Source organism: Priestia sp. JV24 (genome assembly GCF_025910025.1).
Classification (GTDB): Bacteria; Bacillota; Bacilli; order Bacillales; family Bacillaceae_H; genus Priestia; species Priestia megaterium.
Window position 1 is genome coordinate 1 of sequence record NZ_JAPCIN010000009.1, and the last position, 25,957, is coordinate 25,957.

Below are 25,957 nucleotides of genomic sequence, written 5' to 3' on the forward strand. Positions count from 1 at the left end.
ACCGAACACGGAAGTTAAGCTCTTTAACGCCAATGGTAGTTGGGACTTTGTCCCTGTGAGAGTAGGACGTTGCCAGGCATTTTTATTATCGCGGGGTGGAGCAGTTCGGTAGCTCGTCGGGCTCATAACCCGAAGGTCGCAGGTTCAAATCCTGTCCCCGCAACCAAATTATCTTTTATACATACTTGAATATATCATTATTATCCTTAGGCATAGCCTAAGGATTTTTTGTTTGGCTATATTTATAAACACTTGTTTAGGTTATGATATAAGATAGTGATGCAGATTAATCAGGAGGTTTTTTCATGTTACAAAGTAATATTCAAACTTATATTGAAAAAGAAATGAACGTTCAAGGTCAATCTTTATCTCTATACCAGGAAGAAAAGGAATATGCGTTGCAAAAAAAGTTGGTACCGCAAAACCTGATGATAGAAGAAAAAGAGGAATCTTTACGTTTTAAAGATTCTTATATCGAAAGAGTAGATAAAGAAACGGACGAGCTGATCGCAGAAGAATTTCCTCTTTCGTTTTTAGATACGCCCATTTCTTACTTGAAAGAACACAGAAGTGAATTTCTATATGTAGAATCAAAATGGTTCGAATTTATTAAGCTTGAGGGATGTTCTTTTGAAGTGGATGATGTGTTTGGCACATATAAAGTATTAACGGGGCTACATATGCAAAAAAAATTCGGTTCTTTACTAAAACAATTTTTTGCTAAAGAATTTAATGAAAGTCCGACAAGCGTCCAGCTTTTATTTAATGATAAAGATGGATTATGGGATGTGAATATTGAATTAGATGCTATAAAAGAGTTTAATGAAAAAATGTCGATAGGTGAAGTTCTTGTTCTTACATATCGTTTTTTCTTTCATCTAGTGGAGTATGTAGAGAACGAAAAAACTTAAGAAATGATGATTACTTTCACTGTAAAGCATAGAACGTAGTTTCTATGCTTTTTTTGATGAGTAATACGTAATGAATGCTAAATGAAGCTGGAAATACATTTACATCTCTATGTTTTTATGGAATGATAAAGAGTATCTTTACCTATATGACTGCTATAAGTAAGGAACAACTATCAGGAATCTTTCTAGTTTTTTGAGAAAGTAGCTCACATATTAGCTGTTAATAGCACTCAGAGCAAGAAAGCTTCCGTAGGATGAAGTATAATATATACATACAGGAACTATTTTTAACTTTATAAAAAATGTCTGCTGACGTATGGGATTATAAATAAAGAGGGGATGTTCATGTTATTAAGAAAAATAAAGTCTGAAGAATTGGCAGAAGTCTATCAAATGGGATATGCCGCATGGCCTAAAGGCAGAACGTATAAAGAGTATGTGAGAGATAATCAAAAAGAAGAAACATATGGAATTCGATATGTATACGTAAATGAAGAGGATCAAATTATTGGTTCATTTATTTTGCTTCTTTTACAAACTCCTCGATTAAAGTTTGCTTTGCATGGTATTGGATCCGTTGTTGTACACCAGCTTTATCAACGAATGGGGTATGGCCGTGATATGCTTGAAGACTTTTTTAAAAAGATGAAGATAGAGAAGCGCAGCGCTATTTTTATGCTGTATAGCGATATTCTTCCTGAATATTATCATCAGTTTGGGTTTAAGGAGCTCCCTTCTCATTTACAACGTTATCCTCAATCCATTGCTATGGTAAATTGCAGCGAGTCACAATATGAATACTTAAGTAAGCAATCCATAGAAGACATACCGGCCTATTTTTAAAAGGTATGTCTTTTTTATAGTATTTATCGGCACAATCGTTTACAATTTTATGTAAGCGTTCTCTTTTTTAGGAGATGAATGATTTTATTCGTCCTCATAACCGTAGGCAAATCGTGCAGTTAATATAAATTTTATTACATAAAACCTTGCTATCATCTTACTAATAACTCTTATTCATTTCCATACCATACCGATATGTACGTTTGCTGCTAAGTATAACCATATCAATATAAGGAGGAAGCAGGAAGATGAAACGATTATTTATAGCAGGGATCACTTTTATACTTTTTTTATCTTTAGGTGCTGTATCTTCTTCAGCCGCAGGAAGTTTTACCTCTAAAACATATAACGGAAGGACATACAAACTGTATGTACCTAGCAGTTATCAGGGAGGTGCTGCCTTACCTCTAGTAGTTATGCTACATGGCTGTACTCAAGACCCTGATCAATTTGCAGCAGGAACACAAATGAATGAACTGGCGGAGACAGAGAAGTTTCTTGTTCTTTATCCAGAACAACCCTCTTCTGCTAATTCAAATAAGTGTTGGAACTGGTTTGATACTGCTCATCAATCAAGGGGAAGCGGTGAACCAGCGTTAATTGCTGAAATGGTCAATCAAATAAAAAGCAGTTATTCAATAGATGCCAACCAAGTCTTTGTTGGAGGGCTATCTGCTGGTGCAGCTATGAGTGTTATTATGGGAGCTACTTATCCAGACATATTTGCGGCTATCAGCGTTGGGGCTGGCTTAGAATATAAAGCAGCGACTAATGTGACAGGTGCTTATACAGCAATGAGCAGTGGAGGTCCTAATCCTATCCAACAAGGAGATTTAGCCTATTCAGCCATGGGAGATCATAAACGAGTGGTTCCAGTTATTTTGTTTCATGGGACAGCTGACTACACTGTTGCGCCTATAAATGCGCATCAAATATTATCGCAATGGGCTCAAACAAATGATAGAGCGTCTGATGGGCTGGATAATAACAATATTGATGATACGGCAGATCAAACTGCAACAGGTACAGTATCTGGTGGAAGAAGCTATACGCAATATATTTACAAAGATACAGCAGGAAAAACAGTAATGGAAAAGTATATGATAGAAGGAATGGGACATGCTTGGTCAGGGGGAAGTACATCCGGTTCTTATACAGATCCTAAAGGACCAAATGCAACTAAATTAAGCTGGAACTTTTTTAAAAGCCATCCGAAAAATGGCGATGCTCCTAATCCAGGAGATATATCCCCACCGGTTACAGCTGCTTCACCAGCGGGAGGAACGTATGGAAGTTCTGTTTCTGTTACATTATCAACCAATGAACCTGCCACCACTTACTATACATTAGATGGAAGCATACCAACTGTTAATTCTCTAAAGTACTCTGAGCCTATTACCATCAACTCTAACAAAACAGTAAAGTTTTTTAGTGTAGACGCAGCGGGTAACCAAGAGGAAGTAAAGACGGAAGTTTATCAAATTTCTGGAACTTCAGAGAAATCTTCAGTATTTTCTTCACTTGCTGCTGAAGATGGATTTATCGGAAACTTATCAGCTGACGGTATGAGTAGTTCTATTCATAAAATTGGGGATAAAGGAATGTACAATACCGACACATACCGAACCATTTTATCTTTTGACACGGGTTCTTTACCTGATGATGCAATCATTACGGATGTATCTTTAAAAATTTATCGCAAATCTTCAACTGGTAATATTTCATCTTTGAAAGGCGATATTAAAAGCGGTGTATTTGGAACTAGCAGTGCTTTAGAACAAATAGATTATCAGGCTTCACCATCTATTTCAGCGGGCTTCCAAATGTCAGTGCCTCCCCTCAATAATGGATATACAACTATTCAACTTCCTTCCTCACTTTGGGGATATATGAATAGGACCGGCAAAACTCAATTTCGCTTGTCAAGCTCAGGTCCAGCGGACCTTTTAAGTGATGTAGTTGAAATTTATGGGGGCGACAATCCTGCATGTGCTCCAACTTTAACTGTTTCATATAAGTAAAAAAACCTTCTAAAAGCAGTTAGCTTTTAGAAGGTTTTTTTGCTGATAAGTTACTTTTATCACCGAATACAACTCCAACTTTTTATAGAGTTTTCTTCAAATTTTAACATGATTTTGATGAAATTTAATCATTATTCAAAAATGAATTGTCAGAAATATTACAAGAAAATGTTTAAAATTAATTAAATCCGTAATAAAAGTAAAATATTCCTGTAATGGAAGTGAAATGAACAGGTGGTATCATTCAGTCATTGAGTAAATAAGGAGGTATTCGGAAAATGAAGAAATTTGTATTTACTCTAGGGACAACGGCAATTCTTTCAGCAGGATTTGTAGGTGCAGCATCTGCCTCTACAAGCGGAACGTATGAAGTACAAAAAGGTGACACTTTATGGAAAATCGCTCAAAATCATAATGTGAGCGTAGACGAGCTAAAAGATGCTAATAACTTAACATCAACACTAATTTATCCAAATCAGACACTAAACTTATCTAGCATAAAAGAAATCGTACATACTGTAAAACGTGGTGACACTTTGTGGTCAATCGGTCAACATTATGGCGTAACAGTAGAAGAAATTAAAGAATGGAACGATTTAACATCAGACTTAGTTTTCCCTGGAGAACAATTTAAAATTAAAACGGCACAAGCAGCTCAATCTCAAACAGCTAGTGCGCCAGTAGCAAAGGCAGCTCCACAAGCGCAGCAGTCTCAAACGGCACAAGCTCAGCAAGAACAAGCAGCACAAGAACAAACGCAAAAAGAACAAGAGCAAGCTCAAGCAGCACAAGCACAGGTAGCACAAGAGCAAGCACAAAAAGAACAAGAGCAAGCTCAAGCAGCACAGGCAGCGCAAGAGCAAGCACAAAAAGAACAAGAGCAAGCTCAAGCAGCACAAGCGCAGCAGTCTCAAACGGCACAAGCTCAGCAAGAACAAGCAGCACAAGAACAAACGCAAAAAGAACAAGAGCAAGCTCAAGCAGCACAAGCACAGGTAGCACAAGAGCAAGCACAAAAAGAACAAGAGCAAGCTCAAGCAGCACAGGCAGCGCAAGAGCAAGCACAAAAAGAACAAGAGCAAGCTCAAGCAGCACAAGCGCAGCAGTCTCAAACGGCACAAGCTCAGCAAGAACAAGCAGCACAAGAACAAACGCAAAAAGAACAAGAGCAAGCTCAAGCAGCACAAGCACAGGTAGCACAAGAGCAAGCACAAAAAGAACAAGAGCAAGCTCAAGCAGCACAAGCACAGGCAGCACAAGAGCAAGCACAAAAAGAACAAGAGCAAGCTCAAGCAGCAGCACAAGCACAGGCAGCGCAAGAGCAAGCACAAAAAGAACAAGAGCAAGCTCAAGCAGCAGCACAAGCACAGGCAGCACAAGAGCAAGCACAAAAAGAACAAGCAGCTCAGCAACAGCAACAGCAACAAGCAGCTCAACAGCAACAACAGCAGTCTCAACAGCAAGCTAGCGGCAAGTCTATGACTGTTGAAGCAACAGCTTATACAGCTAACTGTGCTGGATGCAGTGGTACAACAGCTACTGGAGTAAATTTAAAATCAAATCCAAATCAACGAGTAATTGCGGTTGATCCTAGCGTTATTCCATTAGGTTCAAAAGTATACGTTGAAGGTTATGGTCAAGCTGTAGCAGCAGATACAGGTGGCGCAATTAAAGGAAATCGAATTGATGTATTCGTTTCTTCAGATAGTGCTGCACAAGACTGGGGCAGAAGATCAGTTAAAATTACAGTTATCGACTAATACTAGTCTTATAGAATAGAAGTAAAGAGAGATGTCTTTTAGGAGACATCTCTTTTTTATGCTTAAAATGAACGTTTGAAAAAATTAGGTCCGGGCATACTAAAATTTATAATAGGAATTAGTTTGTTATATTAGTAATTATTTCTTGATTTATATACAATGTTTGAGTGTCCTAAAAAGCTGAAAAGATGTCAGGAGTATAGAAATATGAAACTTTATAAAAAAATGCCTTTACTAATAGTGCTGGGTGTTATCGCAGGATTCTCGTATCTAGGTCATCAGGGATTATTTCAGCACGATGATCATTTGAATACGTCTGATCATAATCCTTTATCTTCTTCTAAACAGAAGCAGAATAGTATAGAAATTGTAGGGAACACAGAATCCATTGGTGTGTTAGTAAACAAGCAAAATCTTCTTCCTGATCACTATGAACCCAATGACCTTGTATACCCAGACGTTCGGTTTATATTTAAAGAAAAAATTGAAAAGCGCCAAATGCGTACAGAAGCAGCAAAAGCATTAGAAAGGATGTTTTCAGCTGCTGAACGAGAAGGAATTTACCTAGCCGGTGTTTCTGCCTATCGTTCTCAAAGCCGTCAAGAATCTCTTTATCAAGCGTATATAAAACAAGATGGAGAAGCGGCAGCTAATCATTACAGTGCTCATCCAGGCAGCAGTGAACATCAAACTGGTTTAAGTATAGATGTCTCAAGTAGCACCGGTAAGTGTGCGGCTCAAGATTGTTTTAAAGATACTCCTGAAGCCAAATGGATTGAAGCAAATTCATATAAATACGGATACATTGTTCGCTATCCAGAAGGAAAGCAGCAGATTACAGGTTATAAATATGAGCCGTGGCATATACGATTTGTCGGAAAAGAACTCGCCTCTAAGGTGTCTAAGAAAGGAATTACGTTAGAAGAATATTATAATGACTACATGCAAGTTGATAATCTGGTTCAATAAAAAAGAAGAGTTATATAAACTCTTCTTTTTTTGTATTGCTGAAATATACTCTTACTTTAAAAGGGGGAACGAGGGAAAGATGTAGAGATGAAGCACGGGATGATATATCCTATGCCTTACTAGTAAAAGAGTTAACGTTTATAAATTATAATGAATTTTGTGATAAAGAATATTCATGTTCGTTTTCATTTCCCTTCACATATTCTACAAAAAAGGGAGGTGAAAGAAAATGAGTTTTTACGGAGGTTATGGTTATGGGTACGGATACGGATCAAGTCACGGAAGTAGCTTTGCGCTAATCGTTGTGCTATTTATTTTACTAATTATCATCGGTGCTTCATGGGCAGGGCACTATTAATAAGGTGTCCATAAATAAACTCCCTTGAAATAATTCAAGGGAGTTATCTATTTTTATCTATAAGTAGGTAACTGTAAGTACGCAGTGCTTACATATCCTTTAAAACCGTTGTATTCTACAAAAGCCCAATCAAATGAAAGCTTTTTATCTTTTGAGTAGCCCCAAGCTAAGAAGCTGAGGCTTTTTCCTTTAGGAATAGTTGTTACAACTTTGTTGCTTGTGCTAGGCCCTGTGCGTAAATTAAGGTTAGCAGTTGTATGAACAGTAGTAGGGACTTTCATTAAATAGGAAGTACTGATATATCCGGTGCCGCCAATTATTTTAATGGCAGCCCAGTCTGCATTTACAAACTTGACTACTTCAATTTGATCTTTTTTTCTTAATGTATCAAGAATCTTTCCCTGAGTGCTAGGTTTTGAACGTATATTGAGTACGTTTGCGGTCACTTCATATACGCTGAACGGTGCGTTTATTTTTTCTGCTGCACTTGCTGTTTGCTCGTGAGTGAATGGCAGTGTTCCAGATAGAGATGAAAAAGTAAAGCCCGCTGCTAATGCTAAAACCGATATAGATTTTGTAATTGTCTTCATACAAATATCCAACTCCTTAGTGAAATAGATAATAACTTTTCTATAACACTAAGAATAAGGGTTACTTGTTTCTAAGTTGTTACCAACATATATCCCAGTTGTAAATTTATAAAAGGTCTGTAAAAAAGTTTATTTCACCGACCTTTTAATAGCTTTATTGTTACTCCTCCTCGCGATCTTCCGTTGATTTGTAAAAAGAAAAATATACAAAAACAGATAATACTGTTCCATAAATGCTCCACAAAGCTAAAGCGAAAATAAATTCTTTCTGCAGGCAATAAATAATGGTTAAAGCAACTAGTGCAATAAAACTTATCAAAATGGTCTTTTTCATAAGCACCCCGCCTATTTAGTTTGATTACTCTATATGCTTTTTGATCTTGCTTTTACCCTATAATTATTCGACTATTGTGCTAAAGATGAAAGGAAAAAGTTAAATAAAGCCGAACTTATAATAAAAAGAAGAATGCAGGGGGCGTTTTATGTTAGAACAACATGTGTTAGAAGATATAAAAAAGCTACAGTCTATTTGCGAACAAGAAGAGCACATAGAGCTGAAGCTGAATTTTGATATGTTACGAAGTCGAAACCAAAATGAAGTTAACGATTTTTTTCATTATGAAGATAATCAGCTTGTTGGGTTTATTGGTCTTTATGGGTTTGGGAATACAGTAGAAATATGCGGAATGGTCGCTCCTAGCTATCGCCGAAAAAGGATTTTTTCAAAGCTGTTTTCTCAAGCTTTACATATATGTAAGAAGCGTGGGTATACAGAGATTTTATTAAATGCTCCTGGCGATTCGGTTTCAGGCAGGGAGTTCTTAAAGCAAATTCCATGTTCATTTACTTTTTCAGAATATCAAATGAAGTGGACAAAAAAAGAATTGGAAGATGATAATCCCTTTGTTACACTTCGCTCTTCCCAATCAGATACCGATATGAAAATGGAAATGCAAGTTGATGTGGAATGCTTTGGTATGTCTTTAACAGAAGCAGCTGCTTATTATGAACAAACGAAAACGAAAGAACAGCAAAACCATTTTATTGTAGAGTACAATAGTCAAGCGGTTGGAAAGTTAAGGGTATCTTATAATAAAAGCGAAGCATGGATTTATGGATTTGGTATTTTACCTTCTTATCAAAAATTGGGAATAGGAAAAGCTGCTTTAAAACAAGTTGTTTTAAAGCAGCTTCGGCTAGGATATGATATATTTCTTGAGGTTGAAGCGAAAAACAAACGCGCTTTGCAACTCTACGAAACATGCGGTTTCAATTCATATCACGTGCAAGATTATTACGTATACAACTTGTAGATAAAAAACACGGAAATCTTAGATTTTCGTGTTTTTTATTTATATATTAGATGATATGTGCTTTTTTGAGTAAATAATGAGAAAGTAGAGAAAAAGTGATATGCCCGTTGATAGAAACAGGGAAGGCCATACAAACATGATAGGAGCGCTGCAAACAAGGATACACGTAAGAATACCTCCAATAAATGCTTTTCTAAACAATTGATAAGCCGTATACCCCAGACTAATACTGATAAATACATTGATGAGGCTAAGAAAAATAAAAGGAAAAAACAAATTATTTCCTCCTTTTTTTAAATACACCATAAAAAGAAATATTTTACATTTTTAGTATAGCAAAAAATAAAAAAAACAATAAAATTTGGATACTAAAGATGAAAAAGGAAGCGATCTGTGTTATGTATAGTAAAGTGAATGAAAGCGTTAAAAACGGAAATGAGTTAATAAAGCAATGCAGTAGAAAGAAAGGAGTAAACGAATGGAATTTGCCCATATCTTTACACTAAGTGTATCTGTTGTAACAGCTATTAATGTTTTATTAGCCGGTATTCTTATTTTCATCGAACGAAGAGATATAGGATCTACATGGGCGTGGCTTCTTATTTTATTTTTTATACCGATTGTCGGCTTTATTGTATATCTATTCTTTGGAAGACAGCTAAAACAGAAGAACTTTTATAAGTTATCATCTGATGAGCGGGAATATTTAAGATCTTCAGTAGATGAACAATTAAAAGAACTTAAAGCTACCCATGAATATCGAAATGATTTATTGATTCAACATAATAAACTGCTGTTCACCAATTTAAATTCTTCTAAGTCACTCGTGCGCACTGACAATGAAATTGATATCTTTAGTGATGGTAATCAGAAATTTGATGCATTGTTTGAGGACATTCGAAATGCTAAAAAAGAAATTAATATTCAATATTATATTATTCAACGAGATAATCTTGGGAAAAAATTAAGAGATGAGCTAACAAAAAAAGCAAAAGAAGGCATAAAAGTTCGTGTTCTTTATGATGAAGTAGGATCTAGAAAAATGACGCCATCATTTTTTAAGGAGCTTATTTCATATGGCGGCGAAGCACAGGCATTTTTCCCTTCAATTCTTCGCTTAATTAATTTTCGGATTAACAATCGAAATCATCGAAAGCTTTGTATTATTGATGGTGAAGTAGCATACATAGGAGGATTTAACGTAGGAGATGAATATTTAGGGTTAGATCCAAAAATGGGTTATTGGAGAGACACTCATTTTCGCATTAAAGGAGAGTCAGTGAACGATATTCAAGGGAGGTTCATTTTAGATTGGCATCAAGCAACAAAACAACCAATTGAACTGGAACAATTTTTGCATCGTACAGAAACTCATTCTGGAACGGTTCCTGTACAAATTGTAGCAAGCGGGCCAAACTCGACTACTCAGCATCTAAAAAACATGTATATCTCATTGATTATGTCGGCCAAAGAAAGTGTGTACCTTCAAACGCCTTACTTTATTCCAGACGCAAGCTTTATGGATGCTTGTAAAATTGCTTTATTATCTGGAGTAGAGATTCATATTATGATTCCAAACAAACCCGATCATCCTTTTGTTTATTGGGCTACGTGGTCTCACGTAGGCGAACTGCTGACGTATGGTGCACATATTTATCTCTATGAAAAAGGCTTTTTGCATGCTAAGACGATTGTAGTAGATAATGAAGTGTCTTCTGTAGGCACGACGAATATTGATCCACGAAGTTTCAGTCTTAATTTTGAAGTGAATGCAGTTGTATATGACCAGCCTATTGCCAAAAAGTTGCAGAACCTGTTTCTTGAAGATGTGCAATACAGTTCAAAATTAACGCTCGAACGATATAAAGAGCGCTCTCTTCTTATAAAATTTAAAGAAGCGGTATCTCGCTTACTGTCACCAATTTTATAATACAAATCATTGATATCATGAAGCAGACTTGAATTTTTAGATTCAGGTCTGTTATTTTATTGGTTTCTCCTTGTAAGGAGAGCGAGAGATAAAATTAAAAAGTTTTACCAAAAAATCCAAGGGTATTAATACTATAACAAGCTAAAAAATGATAATACCTAGGAGGAATAGAAAATGACAAAAAATGTAGTAGGTACGTATGATTCAGAGGCAGCGGTTATTACAGCGATTCGAAATTTAAAAACACAGGGATATCCGGACAGTGCACTTTCTGTCTTGACAAACAGTGGTCTGCGTCATGAAAATACAGAAGCGATTGAGCATTCTGCAGGAATTGATGTGCAAACAGTTGATACAGATGAACACTCAAAGCACCATCAATCCTTTATGGAGAAAATAAAAAATGCTTTTACGCCGTCTGAAGAAAAAATGGATCAAGATGTTAATCGAATCGAAAATCAATTAACCGAATATGGTGTACCTGCTGCAGAAGCTTCCTCATATGTATCTGATCTTAAAAAAGGAAAAGTTTTGCTGATGATAGACGCAGTTGAGCATGATAAACACAATTCAGCTCTAGGAAAAACAGTGACACCTGCTGAAAAATCAGCTGACCCAATGAATGAAAAAATGTTATACGGCAATCACGAAAATAAAATAAGGTAATGTTGAAGTAACCAAATGCGATAATAAAAGACTGCGTTCTTAAATAAAAGCTAGTTAACGAAAGGAAGGGGACCGATGAGAAATCTAGAAAAAACGGAATATGAACTTGACTATTTAAAACAGCAGCAAGAAGTTAATCAAGAGCTCATCAAAGTTTCACAGTCTCTTGTTGCTACGTTAAAACAGTATGAAGAAGAACCAGAGAATACGGAAGTGTTAGCTGTTCTTGCTGACTTAGAAGGTCAGCAAGAGCAGCTAAAAGCAAAGACCGAAAAGATATCTAAAGAGCTTGCACATTTATAGAGTGAGATGAAAGAAGTTCCTATAAAAGGGACTTCTTTTTATGTTTTATCATAAACAATCTATTGTGAGAGAAAGAGAACCTTATATAACGGAACGTAAACGTTATGGAGAGGTTTTGTTTTAGATACATATAGAGAAGAAGAAACGCGATAAGAGATTATGTAAAAATGGGAAAAGGAAGAACGGTCATTCGCTCTTCCTCCAGCCGTATTGCTTATGACAGTGATTTAGAAACGTCCGCCGCCAAGTTGCTGTTCAGCCATTTGCACAAGACGTTTTGTGATTTCGCCGCCTACTGAGCCGTTTGCGCGTGCAGTTGTGTCAGGACCAAGAGTTACGCCAAATTCGCTAGCGATCTCATATTTCATTTGATCGATTGCTTGTTGAGCACCGTGTACTGCTAATTCGTTGCTGCTCTTATTTCTGCTGTTTGCCATCATAATCAACTCCTTTTATAAGGTTAAGATTATGATTTGATTAATAGATAGTTTTTATACATAAAATAAAAAAATTTTTTCAAGGACTTATAGAATATGCTTATTGGAATAAAGAACCAAAAGTTTCCGCTAGGTAACGGAAAATAATTATGTGTAGAAAGAGAGAGGGGGCAAGTAAAATAGAACACAAGAAAGTAAGCGGTTACAAAACGATTAAGATAGAAGGAGAATGTTAATATTCCTATTCTATTTAAAAGGAGGAGATTTGCTATGTATCAAAGGTTAAAAAAGTCTGTACTATTGGCTATTACATTGAGTTTAGCAATTGGCATTGTACTCTCTTATGAGAAAGCAGCGCTGGCGAAGCAGACGCACGAAAAAGCTACATCCTATCGTACAGTGACAGAGATTTATGACTGGGGAGCGGCGATCACAAAAATTATTATTGACTTAGGTGAACCTGTTCCAACCAATTCACTTACAAAAGAAACGTTTAAGGTGCATGTGGCTCGAAGTGATAGTCGATTAGAACCGTCGTTATTGGAACAAGGAGATCGTACAGTAAAAAAAGCCTATGTATCTGATAAAGATGGACAACCAGCCGTACATACTGGAAAATATGCAGTTTTAGAAATGGAAGTTGGACCAGCTGTTTCATTAGGAGCACCACTAAATTACGATGAATATGGTACAGAGTTAAATGCATGGATAGACAGTCAATATACCATTACTCAGCAAAAAGACATAATAACAAATAAAGGAAAGTTGTCAGGGCTTGTAGTGAAACAGTTTGCAGGAGAGAAAAAAGAACTCGTAGATGATTTTACAATTAAAAAAGGTATATATCAAAATATAGAATTAGCATACGCAAGTCATGCGCCGGCAAAGGATAAGAAAAAGAACCCATTAATCATTTGGCTACATGGTGGAGGAGAGGGAGGAACAGATGCAACAATTCCCTTATCTGCCAATAAAGCTGTTAGTTTTATCACAAAAGAAACTCAGGCTTATTTTGAAGGTGCCTACGTTTTAGTACCGCAAGCGCCAACAAAATGGATGGATGGTTATACGGGTAAAGCGGATGGAACTTCTATTTATAAAGAATCACTGATGGCCTTAATTGAAGAATATGTTTCTAAAAACCCTGATATTGATCCCAATAGAATCTATATCGGAGGAGCATCTAACGGCGGATATATGACTATGCTTATGATTCGTGATTATCCAAAATACTTTGCAGCAGCATTTCCAGTATGTGAAGGACTAAATGATAGATTAATTACGAATCAAGATATTGAAAAGATGAAACAAACACCTATTTGGTTCGTAGCCGCCAAGAATGATACGGTCCTTCCGCCAACAATTAACACTCTTCCAACTTATGAACGTTTGGTGAAAAGCCATTCAAATAATGTTTATTTATCACTATTTGAGGATGTCCATGACACCACAGGTTTGTATAAAAATAATGATGGTTCGCCCTATCAGTATAACGGGCATTCATCTTGGATATATCTGTATAATAATGAACCCAACGCTAAAATAAACGGAAGCACAACAAGCATAATGGAATGGATAAGCAAACAATCGTTGAAAAATTAATCATTTTAAAAAAAAGCTGTTGCACATTGAACAGCTTTTTTATTTCTCTTTTAAAACGAAAGATTGTATCTAAAATAAACGATTGAATACTTTCGTGATAAAATAAGGAAAGAGATCAAGAAGAAAGGAACAGTGAAAGTGAAACCAACCATTTACGATGTTGCGAAAAAAGCAGGGGTATCAATAGCCACTGTATCCAAAGTAATCAATCAAACAGGCCGTATTAGTGAAAAAACGATAAAAAAAGTGAATGAAGTAATGATGGAATTAGATTATCAGCCTAGCAGTGTGGCAGCGGCGTTAACAGGAAAAAAGACGTACACAATCGGTGTTCTAGTTCCTGATATCTCGAATCCTTTTTTTGCAGAGGTAGCAAGAGCTTTTGAAAATAGTGCTAGAGCAGCGGGATACACGCTTTTTTTATGCAGTACAGATCATCAAACTGCGCGCGAGCATGAATATATAGATCTTTTATTTAAAAAACAAGTAGATGGAATCATTATCGCAACCGAACTAAATGATACGAAGCTCGTAAAGAAGATCGTGAAGCATGATGTACCGCTTGTATTGTTTTCAGTTGACCATCCTTCTATCTCAACGCATGTAGTGACAATTGATAACGTTCGCGGAGGATATATCGCAGGTACGTATTTAATAGAAAAAGGTCATCAATCGGTAACGATTATGACTGAAAAAGATAGAAAAAGCAGTGAGGGACGATTAGAGGGATTTAAACAAGCGCTCACAGAAGCAAATTTATCACTAGAAAATCAATCCATTATCAGCTGTTATTCAACAGTAGAAGATAGCAGGAGAGCAAGTAAACAGCTGCTTTCCTTGCCTAATAGGCCAACAGCAGTCTTTGCATGTACAGATCTGATTGGGGTATCGCTCATAAACGAGGCAAGAAAGCAGGGGCTTTCGATCCCCGGAGATCTATCGGTAATTGGATTTGATAATACGATTTATGCCGATATTGCTGAGCCCGGTTTGACAACGATTGAACAACCCATTTCTCAGATGGCTACTAGTACGTTTGAACAGCTGTTAAAGTCTATGAAAAAAGAAGAGCATGCGAAACAGCGAGTAACGATTATTCCCGAACTAGTAGAACGTGCGTCGGTAAAAAAGTTATAAAATAGAGAAGGTAAAAAAGCTGCAGGTGTTGAGACACCTGCAGCTTTTTCTTCTTAAGCATATTTATAGAGAGACCGGACTTTTGACTTCGTTTATTGTTTCGCCTTTAATAGTTGTCTCTGTTGGAATCGTAAGGAAACCAGTTAGAAAAGCACCAAAGAAGTATAGGCAAGCAAAGATCCAAATTACGCCGCTCGTGCCCAAAAGACCAATAAAAACGGTCACAATTAAAGGACCTACAAAAGCAGAAAGTCCAGATCCTAAGTTCAACACAGACATTGCAGCTCCTTTATTCTCCGGAGCTAAAGAAGGCACTAACGCTGTAAGAGGGACATAACCTGCTAGTGTTGCCCCGTAACAGCATGCGACAATCATCATTACCCAATAATTATGTCCGACGAATTGCGGTACATAGTAGAGAGCAAGTGTTACAATTCCGCATCCAACTCCGCCAAACCATTTGATTGTATTTACCCAGCCAAACTTATCTCCAACAATACCAAAAATAATATTAAAAGCCATATTCACAAAAAACAATGTACCCCAGATTTGCAACCATTCACTCATCGTAAAATCATGTTTCATCATATATGTTGGCAAGAAAACAACAAATCCAAATTGAGCAGCAGAGTTAATAATCTTTACGATGCCGCCGATTCCTACTTTAGGGTTCTCAAATGCAATTGTAATCCCTTTCATTAATTCTTTTGTTTTATTATCGTTTACTTTTTGTACGGTAAACTTGTCTTTATTCATAATAATTGAAAAGATTCCACCGATCAAAACAAAAAGTAAACCACTCCATAAGGTAGCGATTTCTCCAATTTTTGGAACCATATAACTTGAGTAAAAGGCTCCGATTACGCTTAATCCGAGCTGGAAAACAAACCAAAACCAGCCTACTGCTTTTGAAAGCATTTCCTGGGGCGTGCGGTAAGACACCCAGACCAAGAATGAGTAAGCAAATAAAGGGTAACCAAACCCTCTAAGAGCATAACAAATTAGTATAATTGTGTAATTCATAATATGAAGTCCTAAACCTATAAATCCAATTGAACCAATAATAAAGGAGATCAAGCCGAATGCCATTGCTTTTCTAGGACCCCACAGTTGAACCAATACGCCGGAGAACCAGGAAGAAACGGAGACCGTAATGCCGTAAACAGTAAACAGTAAAGCAGCATGTTCAATGGTTAAACCTCGTTCTACAAGATAAGGAGATAACCATCCTTGTTCTAAACCATCGCCAATCATAAAAACAATAATACCTATGTATCCCCACGTTAAATGAGAAGGGATGCCAATCCTGTCTAAAGCCGTTTTTCTGGAAATAAATTCATTCATTTTCCACACCACCAGATCGATTATTTTGTGTAAAACATCAAACTAATTTGGTTAAGCGCTTAATCTATTTGATAAAAAGTATACGCTTACATTTTTTGAACGTCAATTAAAATTTTAAATATATATAATTTTCAATTAAATTATTTTAATCATAAAAATATTAGTATGTAAGGCAATAATTACTGAATTCATGATAAAAATACTTAAATATTGAGAATTTATTTAGTTTCATCGATGAATAGATAAAAAATAAAAATAGTTTTTTATAGTATGAATTTAGATTGCTAAAAAATAAATATTCTAAATAATCTATAAAAACTGTTTGCATTTCAGAAAACGTTATGTATAATTGGAATCAGGAAAGCGCTTAACCTATATAGAGGTTTGAGCGAATGTTTTCTTAACTTTTAATTAAAGGGGAAAATAAGATGGGGATTCTTACAATTGGAATAATTGGTGCTGGACGCATAGGGAAATTACACGTTGATAATTTAAAATTAATGCCGCAAATAAAAATTAAAGCGGTTTCAGATGTGGTAGTAGACCATTTACATGAATGGGCTACAAGTAAAGAAATTTCGACGTTAACAACAAATTATCAAGATTTATTAGCTGATCCAGAAATTGATGCCGTTTTCATTTGTTCGCCAACGAATACGCACGCATCGATTATTAAAGAAGCAGCTCGAGCGAAAAAGCATATTTTCTGTGAAAAGCCCGTTAGTTTTTCAGTAGAAGAAACAATCCAAGCGTTAGAAGTAGTAAAAGAACATGGCGTGCAGCTTCAAGTTGGCTTTAACCGACGCTTTGATCCCAACTTTAAAAAAGTGCATGATCTTGTACAGCAAGGAGAAGTAGGACAGCCGCACATTTTAAAAATCACCTCCAGAGATCCTCAGCCTCCGAGTCCTGAATACGTCCGCGCTTCAGGAGGATTGTTCATGGATATGATGATTCATGATTTTGATATGGCTCGTTATGTAATGGACAGTGAAGTAATCGAAGTATTGGCTTACGGCACGACGCTCATCGATCCTGCTATTGAAGAAGCAGGGGATATAGATACGGCAATTGTCTCATTAAAATTTGCAAATGGAGCTTTAGGTGTAATCGATAACAGTCGTCAAGCTGTCTACGGTTACGATCAGCGCCTTGAAGTTTTTGGTGAAAAAGGTGCAGCTGCTGCTGACAATTGCCGTCCTACTACAGTAGAAATATCAACAGGCGACAGTGTAGTTAAAGAGAAGCCGCTGTATTTCTTTCTTGAGCGCTATACACAAGCTTACATAGCGGAAGTGACACAATTTGCAAGAGCAATTATGGAAAAACAAAGCGTTATTTGTACAGGGAACGATGGGTTACAAGCAGAACGAATTGCTAAAGCAGCAAAAGAATCTTTACTATCCGGGCAGCCAGTGAAGATTGAACATAAAAAATACGCAGTGAATTAATGATAGAAATGTGGGCTGAAAGAGAATATTTGCTCTTTTCGCCTTTTTAGGAAAGCGCTTAACTAAGGAGGAATAAAGATGAATCCGCTTGTTTTTAAAGAAAACCGTGGGTTAGATTTCATCGCTGTTGGCCGTTTGTGTATTGATTTAAATGCAAATGAAACACAGCGTCCAATGGAAGAGACTAAAACATTTACTAAATATGTAGGAGGCTCTCCGGCTAATATTGCGATTGGAGCAGCAAGGCTAGGCTTAAAAACCGGTTTTATCGGAAAAGTATCAGATGATCAAATGGGACGCTTCATTACGGATTATCTGCAAAAAAATAAGATTAATACAGATAGCATTGTTGTTGATAAAACGGGGGCGGTAACGGGGCTTGCTTTTACGGAAATCAAGAGCCCTACAGATTGCAGCATCTTAATGTATCGTGATAACGTAGCGGATTTAAAGCTAAGTCCTACAGAAGTATCCGAAGAATATATCAAACAGTCAAAGGCACTTTTAATATCTGGAACGGCTCTTGCGCAAAGTCCTTCTCGTGAAGCAGTGTTTTTAGCACTAGAACACGCACGCAAGCATGAAGTTGTAGTGTTTTTTGATATCGACTATCGGCCATATACATGGGAATCGGAAGCTGAAACGGCAGTCTATTTTAATTTAGCCGCTGAAAAATCAGATGTAATTATTGGTACGCGAGAAGAGTTTGACATGATGGAAAAACTTTTAAATTATAAAGAATCTAATGATCAAGTAACAGCAGAGCGCTGGTTTTCTCACCATGCTCAAATCGTCGTGATTAAGCACGGTGGAGAAGGGTCTATTTCCTATACAAGAGATGGTAAGTCTCACCGCGGGGGAATATTTAAAACAAAAGTTCTGAAAACGTTTGGCGCTGGTGATTCATATGCTTCAGCCTTTATTTACGGATTGATGCAAGGGCTGGAAATTCCACAGGCAATGCGATTGGGGGGTGCCTCCGCTTCGATTGTAATTTCAAAACACAGCTGTTCAGATGCTATGCCGACAAGGGTTGAGCTCTTCAACTTTATGGAGACAGCAACAGAAGTTTTGCAGGAAGCTTAATAAAAAAAGGGAAAATCTTGAGAGATTAAAGAAATAGCAGCTTATTAAAATGAGGTAAAGGGAGAGATATTCTATGACACAGACAGCAGTAAAAACAGTAAAAAACTATATTGGTGGACAATGGAGTGAATCAGCTACATCAAAAACGGAACCTGTGTATAACCCAGCGACAGGTGAATTAATCGCCCAGGTACCTCTTTCTACAAAAGAAGACGTAGATCAAGCGGTGCAAGCAGCAAATGAAGCGTTCAAAGGGTGGGCAAAAACAGCTGTGCCTAAACGTGCACGGATTTTATTCAAGTATCAGCAGCTATTGGTAGATAACTGGGATGAATTAGCAAAGTTAGTGACAGTTGAAAACGGAAAAAGCTTTAGCGAAGCGCGAGGTGAAGTGCAGCGTGGAATTGAATGCGTAGAGTTTGCGGCGGGTGCTCCTACGTTAATGATGGGTAAACAGCTTCCTGACATCGCAACAGACATTGAGTCTGGCATGTACCGCTATCCAATTGGTGTAATTGGGGGAATTACACCGTTCAATTTTCCAATGATGGTTCCTTGCTGGATGTTCCCGCTTGCGATTGCTTGCGGCAATACATTTGTGTTAAAGCCGTCCGAGCGTACACCGCTTTTAGCTGCAAGGTTAGCTGAGCTGTTTGAAGAAGCTGGTTTGCCAAAAGGCGTGCTAAATATTGTAAACGGCGCGCATGATGTGGTAAACGGTCTTCTTGAACATAAGTTAGTGAAAGCTATTTCGTTTGTAGGTTCCCAGCCTGTAGCTGAGTACGTGTACAAAAAAGGTACGGAAAACTTAAAGCGTGTTCAAGCTTTAGCCGGTGCTAAAAACCATTCAATTGTATTAAAGGATGCAGATTTGAACGTAGCAACAAAACAAATTATCGGAGCCGCTTTTGGTTCAGCAGGTGAACGTTGTATGGCAGCATCTGTTGTTACTGTACAAGAAGAAATTGCGGATCAGCTAATTGAAAGATTAGTAGAGGAAGCAAATGATATTGTAATTGGCGACGGCTTAGAAGAAAACGTCTTCTTAGGACCAGTTATTCGTGAAAATCATAAAGAGCGTACGCTCAGCTATATTGAATCAGGCGTGCAAGAAGGAGCAGAGCTAATTCGTGACGGTCGTACTGATGCAGCAGTAAATGGCAATGGCTACTTTGTAGGACCAACGATTTTTGATCATGTTACGCAAGAAATGAAAATTTGGCAAGATGAAATTTTTGCACCTGTGCTGTCCATTGTACGTGTGAAAACATTAGAAGAAGCTATTGAAGTAGCTAATAACTCTCGATTTGCAAACGGTGCTTGTATTTATACAGATAGCGGCGCAAGTGTACGTGAGTTCCGTGAAAATATTGAATCTGGTATGTTAGGAGTAAATGTAGGGGTGCCGGCACCTATGGCATTCTTCCCATTCTCTGGCTGGAAAGACTCTTTTTATGGTGATCTTCATGCAAATGGCACGGACGGCGTGGAGTTTTATACAAGAAAGAAAATGGTAACAACGCGCTGGTAAGTGATTCATTAAAAATCGCATCTCATTTAAAAAGGAAGTATCAGGAATTAAAGATATTCCTTATGCTTCCTTTTTTAAAATTGCAATCTAGTACTAGAAGGGAGAAAGAAGCATGGAAACAGTTAGAATGACGACGGCACAAGCATTAGTGAAGTTTTTAAATCAGCAGTATGTTGAATTTGATGGAAAGCAGCATCAGTTTATCAAAGGGATTTTTACAATTTTCGGGCACGGAAATGTGGTAGGTCTTGGGCAAGCTTTGGAAGAAGACCCAGGACATCTAGATGTATATCAAGGACGTAATGAACAAGGAATGGCCAATGCAGCGATGGCTTTTGCAAAACAAAAACATCGAAAGCAGATTATGGCTTGCACATCTTCAGTGGGGCCAGGTTCAGCAAATATGGTTACAACGGCAGCCACTGCTTCAGCTAATAATATTCCAGTTTTGCTGCTTCCTGGTGATGTATTTGCAACTAGACAGCCAGATCCCGTTTTGCAGCAAATTGAACAGTCATATGATTTATCTATTTCTACAAACGATGCTTTTCGACCAGTGAGTAAGTACTGGGATCGCGTAAGCCGCCCTGAACAATTGATGACAGCTATGATTAATGCGATACGTGTATTAACGAATCCAGCAGATACGGGAGCTGTAACTATTTGTTTGCCTCAAGATGTGCAGGGAGAAGCATGGGATTTTCCAGCTTATTTCTTCCAAAAGCGCGTTCACCGCATTGAGCGCCGCCTTCCGACTAGGGACAGTCTAGCAGATGCAATTCAATTAATGAAAACAAAGAAAAAGCCAATCATCATTTGTGGAGGAGGCGTTCGGTATTCAGAAGCTGCAAAAGAGTTAAAACAATTTGCTAGTGAGTTCCATATTCCATTTGGAGAAACTCAAGCAGGGAAAAGTGCCGTTGAAAGTGACTATCGCTATAATCTGGGCGGAATAGGTGTAACAGGGAACTCAGCTGCTAATACAATCGCTAAAGAAGCAGATTTAGTAATTGGAGTAGGCACACGATTTACTGATTTTACAACAGCATCTAAACAGCTTTTTCAACATCCCAACGTGCAATTTCTTACCATTAACACGTCTGAATTTCATGCAAATAAACTTGATGCTGTGAAACTTGTAGCTGATGCAAAAGAAGGGTTGCTTGCTCTTATGAAAGAGCTAAAATCAATTGGCTATCAGTCTGGTTATACCACAGAAATTGCAAATGCTAAAGACGCATGGGAAACAGAATTAGAGCGTCTGCATAGCATACGTTTTACTGGTGCAGATTTTGTTCCAGAAATACAAGGTCATTTAGATGAAAGCTTAGCTGAATATGTAGAATCACTTGGTACTCAATTAACGCAAACCGAAGTAATTGGAGAGGTAAATAAGCTCCTTGATGACAACTCCGTCATTATTGGTGCAGCAGGAAGTCTTCCAGGCGACTTACAGAGAATGTGGAAGTCTACTAAACCTAATACCTATCATATGGAATATGGATATTCATGTATGGGATATGAAGTATCAGGCGCACTTGGAGTTAAGCTGGCAGAACCAGCTAAAGAAGTGTATGCGATGGTTGGAGATGGAAGCTATCAAATGCTTCATTCAGAGCTTATTACAAGCCTTCAAGAAAGAAAAAAAATAAACATTTTACTGTTTGATAACTCGGGCTTCGGGTGCATTAATAACCTGCAAATGTCAAATGGTATGGGGAGCTTTGGAACAGAGTTTCGTTATCGAAACGATGAAACAGGAAAACTAAACGGAAACGTGATGAAAATTGATTTTGCAGCCAGCGCCGCAGGCTACGGTGTAAAAACGTATCGCGTGAGTTCTCTTGAAGAATTAAAAACGGCGATAGAAGATGCACAAAAACAAGAGGTTTCTACGCTAATTGATATTAAAGTGCTGCCAAAAACTATGACGAACGGTTATGAATCATGGTGGCATGTAGGAGTAGCAGAGGTATCTAAAAATCAGCATGTACAGGAAGCTTATGAAGATAAGGTGAAAAACCTTGAAATGGCAAGAGTTTATTAAGGAGCAGGAGAAAATGAGGTTGTTGAAGAGAAACATTCGATAAATATAAAAGAGGTTTTAATTTCATATAAGGGAGAGGAAGAGATGTTCAAGGAAAATACGGTCAAACTGGGGATTGCTCCAATTGCTTGGACAAATGATGATATGCCTGAACTGGGAGCTGAAAATACATTCGAACAGTGTATCAGTGAGATGGCTTTAACCGGTTTTAGAGGAAGTGAGGTTGGAAACAAATATCCGCGAAATGTTTCAATCTTAAAAAAGGCATTATCGCTTCGGAATTTGGAAATTGCAAGCGCCTGGTTTAGTACATTTTTAACAACAAAGCCGCTGGAAGAAACGGTAACGCCATTTATTGAACATCGCGATTTTTTATACGAAATGGGAGCAAAAGTAATTGTTGTGTCTGAACAAGGGCACAGCATTCAAGGGCTGATGGATGTTCCTTTATTTAAAGAAAAGCCTGTGTTCACGCCAACAGAGTGGAGCAGACTTGCAGAAGGCCTGCACCATCTTGGGAAACTGGCACAAGAAAAAGATATGCATATTGTCTATCATCACCATATGGGAACAGGTGTACAAACAACAGAAGAAATTGAGCAGCTAATGGAGCTTACCAATCCGGAGCTTGTTTCGCTGCTATTTGATACCGGTCATCTTGTCTTTTCAGGAGAAGAACCTCTTTATATCCTAAAAAAATATCTGCACCGTATTAAGCATGTTCATTTAAAGGATATTCGTCAAGAAGTAGTTGATCAAGTCAAAGAACAGGACTTAAGCTTCTTGCAAGCGGTAAAAGAAGGAGCCTTTACTGTTCCAGGTGACGGAGCTATTGAATTTGATGAAGTATTTACTACGCTTGCCACTTCGGATTATAACGGATGGTTTGTCGTAGAAGCAGAACAGGATCCAGCCCTTGCTAATCCTTTTGAATATGCGTTAAAAGCAAGAAACTTTATTAAAGAAAAAAGCGGTCTTTAATTTCCATTGTAAAAGATTTTACGCCTTTTATGTATTTATGAAAGGAAAGGAGGAGAGGAAATGAAGCCAACCATTTATAGTGTGGCTGAAGAAGCAGGTGTATCAATTTCTACCGTATCAAAAGTCATCAATCAAACCGGTCATATTAGTGAAAGAACAAGACAAAAAGTAATTGAGGTTATGGCGCAGTTGAATTACCATCCAAGCGTCGTAGCATCTGCTTTAACAGGAAAACCCACTAAAACGATTGGGCTTCTCGTACCTGACATCTCCAACCCTTTTTTTGCCGATTTGGCAAGAAGCATAGAAGACCGAAGTCATGAGCGAGGTTTCCATGTTGTAATGTGCAATACCGATAACGATGCGGAAAAAGAGAAAAAGTATCTGTCGCTGTTAATACGTCAGAGAATCGACGGTTTAATTGTAGCATCTGCTTTTCGCAATGCTAATCTTTTAAAAAATATGCTTAAGCAAGATATACCGATTAGCGTTATTGCTTCAGAAATTCCTCACATATCCGTTAATACAGTGACAGTGGATGATTACAAAGGGAGCTATTTAGCGGCTGATTATTTATTGTCTTTGCATCATAAAAAAATTGCGATTATTACAGAAAATGCAAAAAGTAATCACGCCCGTTTAGATGCTTTTCAAGACGCTATGCAAGAAAATGGAATCATCGTGCCGCCTCAGCACGTTATTACGACCGAAGCAAGTATTCAAAAAGGATATGAAAGTGCTAAGCAAATTTTTTCAATGAAGGAAAAAGTGACGGCTATTTTTGCTTGTAACGATTTATTGGCTATCGGCGTTATGCAAGCTGCAAAAGAATTCAAAATTGATGTGCCGCGAGACTTATCAGTGATTGGCTTTGATAATACGGTTCTTTCTACTACCATCACGCCCATGTTGACAACGGTAGCACAGCCGACAAAAGAAATGGCTGTAAACGTAGTGGATTTGCTGGTTAGAGAAATGAAATATCCAGCGATTCATAAAGAACATTTGCTTCTTGAGCCAAAATTGATTATTCGTAAATCAACGGCTCCGTTAAAAAGGGGCGCCACAGCATCTACAAATAATTGAACACAATCAAGAATATTGCCGTTAATAAAAAATCCTCATAGTCACATATTCAAAAGAATTTAGAGAGTCTATGAAGAAAAAATGAGCAATTAGTAAATTCTTATTGCGCTACTACATAAAGGAGGAATTCAAGCATGTTAGGTAAATTAGGTGAATTAAATAAAGGATACAACGTACTTACAGAAATGACCGGTCAGCACAAAGATATGCTGATGGATATTGGGATTTATAAAATGTTTCAAGGAAAAGAGGAAACTTTACTAGACAGCAGTAGTGAAACGGCTATTCTTTTACTAGAAGGAAAGGTAAAGCTAGAGTGGGAAGGCCATTCGAAAGAAATTCAGCGCCAGTCCCTATTTGAAGAAGAGCCTTGGTGTTTGCACGTTTCAAAAAATGTGGAGGTCAAAATTACCGGGCTTGCCGATAGTGAAGTACTAGTTCAAAAAACGGATAATGAAAAAAAGTTTTCATCAAAATTATATACCCCCGAAGATTGTCAAAACACAGTGGCTGGTGAAGGAGTATGGGAAGGTACTGCTCAGCGTGTAATCCGAACAATTTTTGACTACAATAGCGCTCCTTACTCTAACCTTGTTATTGGAGAAGTTATTTCTTATCCAGGAAGATGGTCGAGTTATCCGCCTCATCATCATGACCAGCCCGAAGTGTATTACTATCGTTTTGACAAGCCACAAGGATTTGGCTGCGCAATGGTTGGAGAAGATGCGTATCGTGTAGTTGATAATAGTTTTATTACAATTCCTGGTGAATTGGATCATCCTCAAGCAACGGCTCCCGGCTATGCGATGTACTTCTGCTGGATGATTCGCCATCTCGACAATAATCCGTGGACAGACCGTATTATGGAAGAAGAGCATAAGTGGTTATTAGAGCCAGATGCAAAAATTTGGCCTGAAAAATAAATAAAGATCTCTATACGAAATGGGTTGCTGATGTTGAAAAACCTCGAATGAAAAATAATTATGCGTAAAATAATAGTTTATTTTTGTAAAATATGTTTTTATATGTTAAAATATAGTTTGTATTAATATTCAGGCGATGATATCGCTCTTTGCTGCAGATTCCTTTTTAGGAGTCTCTTTTTTTGGGGAAACTGAAGCAAAAGATACAGACGATTCGTATATAAATTAAAAAGAAAAGGAGATAAGCGTAAGCCGCTTATCTCCTTTTCTTTTTAGCGTTATCTAATGCTAAGTTCTTTTTCACTACTTTTTCTAAAGCAACTTCCACGTGAACATTTTTTTCATCGATGTCATTCACAAGCACGACAGTTCCTTTTCGTCCTTTAATCTTTAAATCATCACCTTTAGAAGGAATGTTTTCCCTCAGCTGGCTTAATAGAAGCTTTCTGTTTTCAAAAAAGTGGACAGCCACCATTTTATCTCACCTAATTTCATATGATATGTGTGATACAAAGATGTGTATATGAAATCCTTCCTATACATTATGTCGCCAGGGGTGGTTTTAGAACACATTGAATAGACAATTGTTGCATCGATATATGAAATAAATAGGATGGCATAGTTATAAATCTTCTATTCTTGGACATACTTATACTACTAATCTAAAA

At 37.4% G+C, this 25,957-nt stretch carries 24 protein-coding genes and 1 tRNA gene; 20 read left to right on the forward strand and 5 right to left on the reverse strand.

Translation table 11 applies throughout. The features are described from left to right. The first annotated feature begins 89 nt into the window (after positions 1-89). The 7 genes from OK414_RS02230 (at position 90) to OK414_RS02265 (ending at position 6,862) form a co-directional block, all read left to right on the forward strand. Positions 90-166, forward strand: a tRNA-Met gene (locus OK414_RS02230). Between the two features lie 139 nt (positions 167-305). Beyond that, positions 306-911 carry a hypothetical protein gene (locus tag OK414_RS02235; protein WP_263045988.1) on the forward strand — a complete coding sequence of 202 codons (606 nt, stop codon included), beginning with the start codon at positions 306-308 and terminating at the stop codon, positions 909-911. Positions 912-1,256: 345 nt separating this feature from the next. Continuing rightward, on the forward strand, positions 1,257-1,754 hold the full coding sequence (locus OK414_RS02240; RefSeq protein WP_013081583.1) for a GNAT family N-acetyltransferase: 498 nt from the start codon (positions 1,257-1,259) through the stop codon (positions 1,752-1,754). 248 nt (positions 1,755-2,002) lie between these two features. Continuing rightward, positions 2,003-3,775, forward strand: a complete 1,773-nt coding sequence (locus OK414_RS02245; protein WP_034654641.1) for a PHB depolymerase family esterase — start codon at positions 2,003-2,005, stop codon at positions 3,773-3,775. Positions 3,776-4,053: 278 nt separating this feature from the next. Beyond that, complete coding sequence (locus tag OK414_RS29885; protein WP_319638199.1) at positions 4,054-5,535, forward strand: LysM peptidoglycan-binding and 3D domain-containing protein; 1,482 nt, start codon at positions 4,054-4,056, stop codon at positions 5,533-5,535. Positions 5,536-5,742: 207 nt separating this feature from the next. Beyond that, on the forward strand, positions 5,743-6,504 hold the full coding sequence (locus OK414_RS02260) for a D-alanyl-D-alanine carboxypeptidase family protein (RefSeq protein WP_263045987.1): 762 nt from the start codon (positions 5,743-5,745) through the stop codon (positions 6,502-6,504). A 229-nt stretch (positions 6,505-6,733) separates the two neighbouring features. After that, on the forward strand, positions 6,734-6,862 hold the full coding sequence (locus OK414_RS02265) for a YjcZ family sporulation protein (RefSeq protein WP_013081587.1): 129 nt from the start codon (positions 6,734-6,736) through the stop codon (positions 6,860-6,862). Between the two features lie 53 nt (positions 6,863-6,915). On the opposite strand, the gene OK414_RS02270 is transcribed toward OK414_RS02265, so the two are convergent. Together OK414_RS02270 and OK414_RS02275 are read right to left on the reverse strand one after the other, a co-directional pair. After that, entirely contained in the window at positions 6,916-7,452 is a 537-nt protein-coding gene (locus OK414_RS02270) for an SH3 domain-containing protein (RefSeq protein ID WP_013081588.1), read from the reverse strand. 160 nt (positions 7,453-7,612) lie between these two features. Next, positions 7,613-7,786: a hypothetical protein gene (locus tag OK414_RS02275; RefSeq protein WP_013081589.1), complete on the reverse strand. Its 174-nt coding sequence runs from the start codon at positions 7,784-7,786 to the stop codon at positions 7,613-7,615. 148 nt (positions 7,787-7,934) lie between these two features. Between OK414_RS02275 and OK414_RS02280 the strand changes: the two genes are divergently transcribed. The 4 genes from OK414_RS02280 to OK414_RS02295 all read left to right on the forward strand — a co-directional run bounded on the left by OK414_RS02280 (position 7,935) and on the right by OK414_RS02295 (position 11,664). Further along, entirely contained in the window at positions 7,935-8,765 is an 831-nt protein-coding gene (locus OK414_RS02280) for a GNAT family N-acetyltransferase (RefSeq protein WP_263045986.1), read from the forward strand. A gap of 478 nt (positions 8,766-9,243) precedes the next feature. After that, positions 9,244-10,695 (forward strand): cardiolipin synthase, encoded by a 1,452-nt coding sequence (cls, locus tag OK414_RS02285; RefSeq protein WP_034654626.1) that lies wholly within the window; start codon positions 9,244-9,246, stop codon positions 10,693-10,695. A 174-nt stretch (positions 10,696-10,869) separates the two neighbouring features. Continuing rightward, positions 10,870-11,361, forward strand: coding sequence for a general stress protein (locus OK414_RS02290; RefSeq protein ID WP_263045985.1), 492 nt, complete (start codon positions 10,870-10,872; stop codon positions 11,359-11,361). A gap of 75 nt (positions 11,362-11,436) precedes the next feature. Further along, positions 11,437-11,664: a hypothetical protein gene (locus OK414_RS02295; RefSeq protein ID WP_013055216.1), complete on the forward strand. Its 228-nt coding sequence runs from the start codon at positions 11,437-11,439 to the stop codon at positions 11,662-11,664. A 227-nt stretch (positions 11,665-11,891) separates the two neighbouring features. Here the strand turns inward: OK414_RS02295 and OK414_RS02300 are convergent, their stop codons facing one another. Further along, positions 11,892-12,101, reverse strand: a complete 210-nt coding sequence (locus OK414_RS02300) for an alpha/beta-type small acid-soluble spore protein (protein ID WP_016762907.1) — start codon at positions 12,099-12,101, stop codon at positions 11,892-11,894. Positions 12,102-12,371: 270 nt separating this feature from the next. Here OK414_RS02300 and OK414_RS02305 point away from each other — a divergent pair, with 270 nt between their 5' ends. Beyond that, positions 12,372-13,703 carry a prolyl oligopeptidase family serine peptidase gene (locus OK414_RS02305; protein WP_034654619.1) on the forward strand — a complete coding sequence of 444 codons (1,332 nt, stop codon included), beginning with the start codon at positions 12,372-12,374 and terminating at the stop codon, positions 13,701-13,703. 138 nt (positions 13,704-13,841) lie between these two features. Further along, entirely contained in the window at positions 13,842-14,840 is a 999-nt protein-coding gene (locus OK414_RS02310; protein ID WP_034655319.1) for a LacI family DNA-binding transcriptional regulator, read from the forward strand. A 63-nt stretch (positions 14,841-14,903) separates the two neighbouring features. On the opposite strand, the gene OK414_RS02315 is transcribed toward OK414_RS02310, so the two are convergent. Next, on the reverse strand, positions 14,904-16,184 hold the full coding sequence (locus tag OK414_RS02315) for an MFS transporter (protein WP_016762910.1): 1,281 nt from the start codon (positions 16,182-16,184) through the stop codon (positions 14,904-14,906). A 428-nt stretch (positions 16,185-16,612) separates the two neighbouring features. Between OK414_RS02315 and iolG the strand changes: the two genes are divergently transcribed. The 7 genes from iolG to OK414_RS02350 all read left to right on the forward strand — a co-directional run bounded on the left by iolG (position 16,613) and on the right by OK414_RS02350 (position 25,289). Next, entirely contained in the window at positions 16,613-17,635 is a 1,023-nt protein-coding gene (iolG, locus tag OK414_RS02320) for an inositol 2-dehydrogenase (RefSeq protein ID WP_034654616.1), read from the forward strand. Between the two features lie 78 nt (positions 17,636-17,713). Continuing rightward, entirely contained in the window at positions 17,714-18,721 is a 1,008-nt protein-coding gene (gene iolC, locus OK414_RS02325; RefSeq protein WP_034654613.1) for a 5-dehydro-2-deoxygluconokinase, read from the forward strand. Positions 18,722-18,794: 73 nt separating this feature from the next. Beyond that, positions 18,795-20,252, forward strand: a complete 1,458-nt coding sequence (locus tag OK414_RS02330) for a CoA-acylating methylmalonate-semialdehyde dehydrogenase (RefSeq protein WP_263045984.1) — start codon at positions 18,795-18,797, stop codon at positions 20,250-20,252. A 112-nt stretch (positions 20,253-20,364) separates the two neighbouring features. Then, positions 20,365-22,299, forward strand: coding sequence for a 3D-(3,5/4)-trihydroxycyclohexane-1,2-dione acylhydrolase (decyclizing) (iolD, locus tag OK414_RS02335; protein ID WP_205662239.1), 1,935 nt, complete (start codon positions 20,365-20,367; stop codon positions 22,297-22,299). A gap of 84 nt (positions 22,300-22,383) precedes the next feature. Beyond that, entirely contained in the window at positions 22,384-23,280 is an 897-nt protein-coding gene (gene iolE, locus OK414_RS02340) for a myo-inosose-2 dehydratase (protein ID WP_263045983.1), read from the forward strand. Between the two features lie 60 nt (positions 23,281-23,340). Continuing rightward, positions 23,341-24,366, forward strand: a complete 1,026-nt coding sequence (locus OK414_RS02345; protein ID WP_034654603.1) for a LacI family DNA-binding transcriptional regulator — start codon at positions 23,341-23,343, stop codon at positions 24,364-24,366. A gap of 134 nt (positions 24,367-24,500) precedes the next feature. Further along, on the forward strand, positions 24,501-25,289 hold the full coding sequence (locus OK414_RS02350) for a 5-deoxy-glucuronate isomerase (protein WP_016762917.1): 789 nt from the start codon (positions 24,501-24,503) through the stop codon (positions 25,287-25,289). 256 nt (positions 25,290-25,545) lie between these two features. Here the strand turns inward: OK414_RS02350 and OK414_RS02355 are convergent, their stop codons facing one another. Further along, positions 25,546-25,764 carry a hypothetical protein gene (locus tag OK414_RS02355; protein WP_016762918.1) on the reverse strand — a complete coding sequence of 73 codons (219 nt, stop codon included), beginning with the start codon at positions 25,762-25,764 and terminating at the stop codon, positions 25,546-25,548. Positions 25,765-25,957: the final 193 nt, after the last annotated feature.

Excerpts from the sequence above, each read along its gene's own strand:
- OK414_RS29885 (WP_319638199.1), top strand. The coding sequence starts at position 4,054 with ATGAAGAAATTTGTATTTACTCTAGGGACAACGGCAATTCTTTCAGCA.
- iolC (WP_034654613.1), top strand. The coding sequence starts at position 17,714 with ATGAATCCGCTTGTTTTTAAAGAAAACCGTGGGTTAGATTTCATCGCT.
- OK414_RS02345 (WP_034654603.1), top strand. The coding sequence starts at position 23,341 with ATGAAGCCAACCATTTATAGTGTGGCTGAAGAAGCAGGTGTATCAATT.
- OK414_RS02295 (WP_013055216.1), top strand. The coding sequence starts at position 11,437 with ATGAGAAATCTAGAAAAAACGGAATATGAACTTGACTATTTAAAACAG.
- OK414_RS02305 (WP_034654619.1), top strand. The coding sequence starts at position 12,372 with ATGTATCAAAGGTTAAAAAAGTCTGTACTATTGGCTATTACATTGAGT.
- OK414_RS02235 (WP_263045988.1), top strand. The coding sequence starts at position 306 with ATGTTACAAAGTAATATTCAAACTTATATTGAAAAAGAAATGAACGTT.
- iolG (WP_034654616.1), top strand. The coding sequence starts at position 16,613 with ATGGGGATTCTTACAATTGGAATAATTGGTGCTGGACGCATAGGGAAA.
- OK414_RS02330 (WP_263045984.1), top strand. The coding sequence starts at position 18,795 with ATGACACAGACAGCAGTAAAAACAGTAAAAAACTATATTGGTGGACAA.
- iolD (WP_205662239.1), top strand. The coding sequence starts at position 20,365 with ATGGAAACAGTTAGAATGACGACGGCACAAGCATTAGTGAAGTTTTTA.
- cls (WP_034654626.1), top strand. The coding sequence starts at position 9,244 with ATGGAATTTGCCCATATCTTTACACTAAGTGTATCTGTTGTAACAGCT.
- OK414_RS02270 (WP_013081588.1), bottom strand. The coding sequence starts at position 7,452 with ATGAAGACAATTACAAAATCTATATCGGTTTTAGCATTAGCAGCGGGC.
- OK414_RS02355 (WP_016762918.1), bottom strand. The coding sequence starts at position 25,764 with ATGGTGGCTGTCCACTTTTTTGAAAACAGAAAGCTTCTATTAAGCCAG.
- OK414_RS02315 (WP_016762910.1), bottom strand. The coding sequence starts at position 16,184 with ATGAATGAATTTATTTCCAGAAAAACGGCTTTAGACAGGATTGGCATC.
- OK414_RS02290 (WP_263045985.1), top strand. The coding sequence starts at position 10,870 with ATGACAAAAAATGTAGTAGGTACGTATGATTCAGAGGCAGCGGTTATT.
- OK414_RS02280 (WP_263045986.1), top strand. The coding sequence starts at position 7,935 with ATGTTAGAACAACATGTGTTAGAAGATATAAAAAAGCTACAGTCTATT.
- OK414_RS02350 (WP_016762917.1), top strand. The coding sequence starts at position 24,501 with ATGTTAGGTAAATTAGGTGAATTAAATAAAGGATACAACGTACTTACA.
- OK414_RS02275 (WP_013081589.1), bottom strand. The coding sequence starts at position 7,786 with ATGAAAAAGACCATTTTGATAAGTTTTATTGCACTAGTTGCTTTAACC.
- OK414_RS02260 (WP_263045987.1), top strand. The coding sequence starts at position 5,743 with ATGAAACTTTATAAAAAAATGCCTTTACTAATAGTGCTGGGTGTTATC.
- OK414_RS02300 (WP_016762907.1), bottom strand. The coding sequence starts at position 12,101 with ATGGCAAACAGCAGAAATAAGAGCAGCAACGAATTAGCAGTACACGGT.
- OK414_RS02240 (WP_013081583.1), top strand. The coding sequence starts at position 1,257 with ATGTTATTAAGAAAAATAAAGTCTGAAGAATTGGCAGAAGTCTATCAA.
- OK414_RS02245 (WP_034654641.1), top strand. The coding sequence starts at position 2,003 with ATGAAACGATTATTTATAGCAGGGATCACTTTTATACTTTTTTTATCT.
- iolE (WP_263045983.1), top strand. The coding sequence starts at position 22,384 with ATGTTCAAGGAAAATACGGTCAAACTGGGGATTGCTCCAATTGCTTGG.
- OK414_RS02265 (WP_013081587.1), top strand. The coding sequence starts at position 6,734 with ATGAGTTTTTACGGAGGTTATGGTTATGGGTACGGATACGGATCAAGT.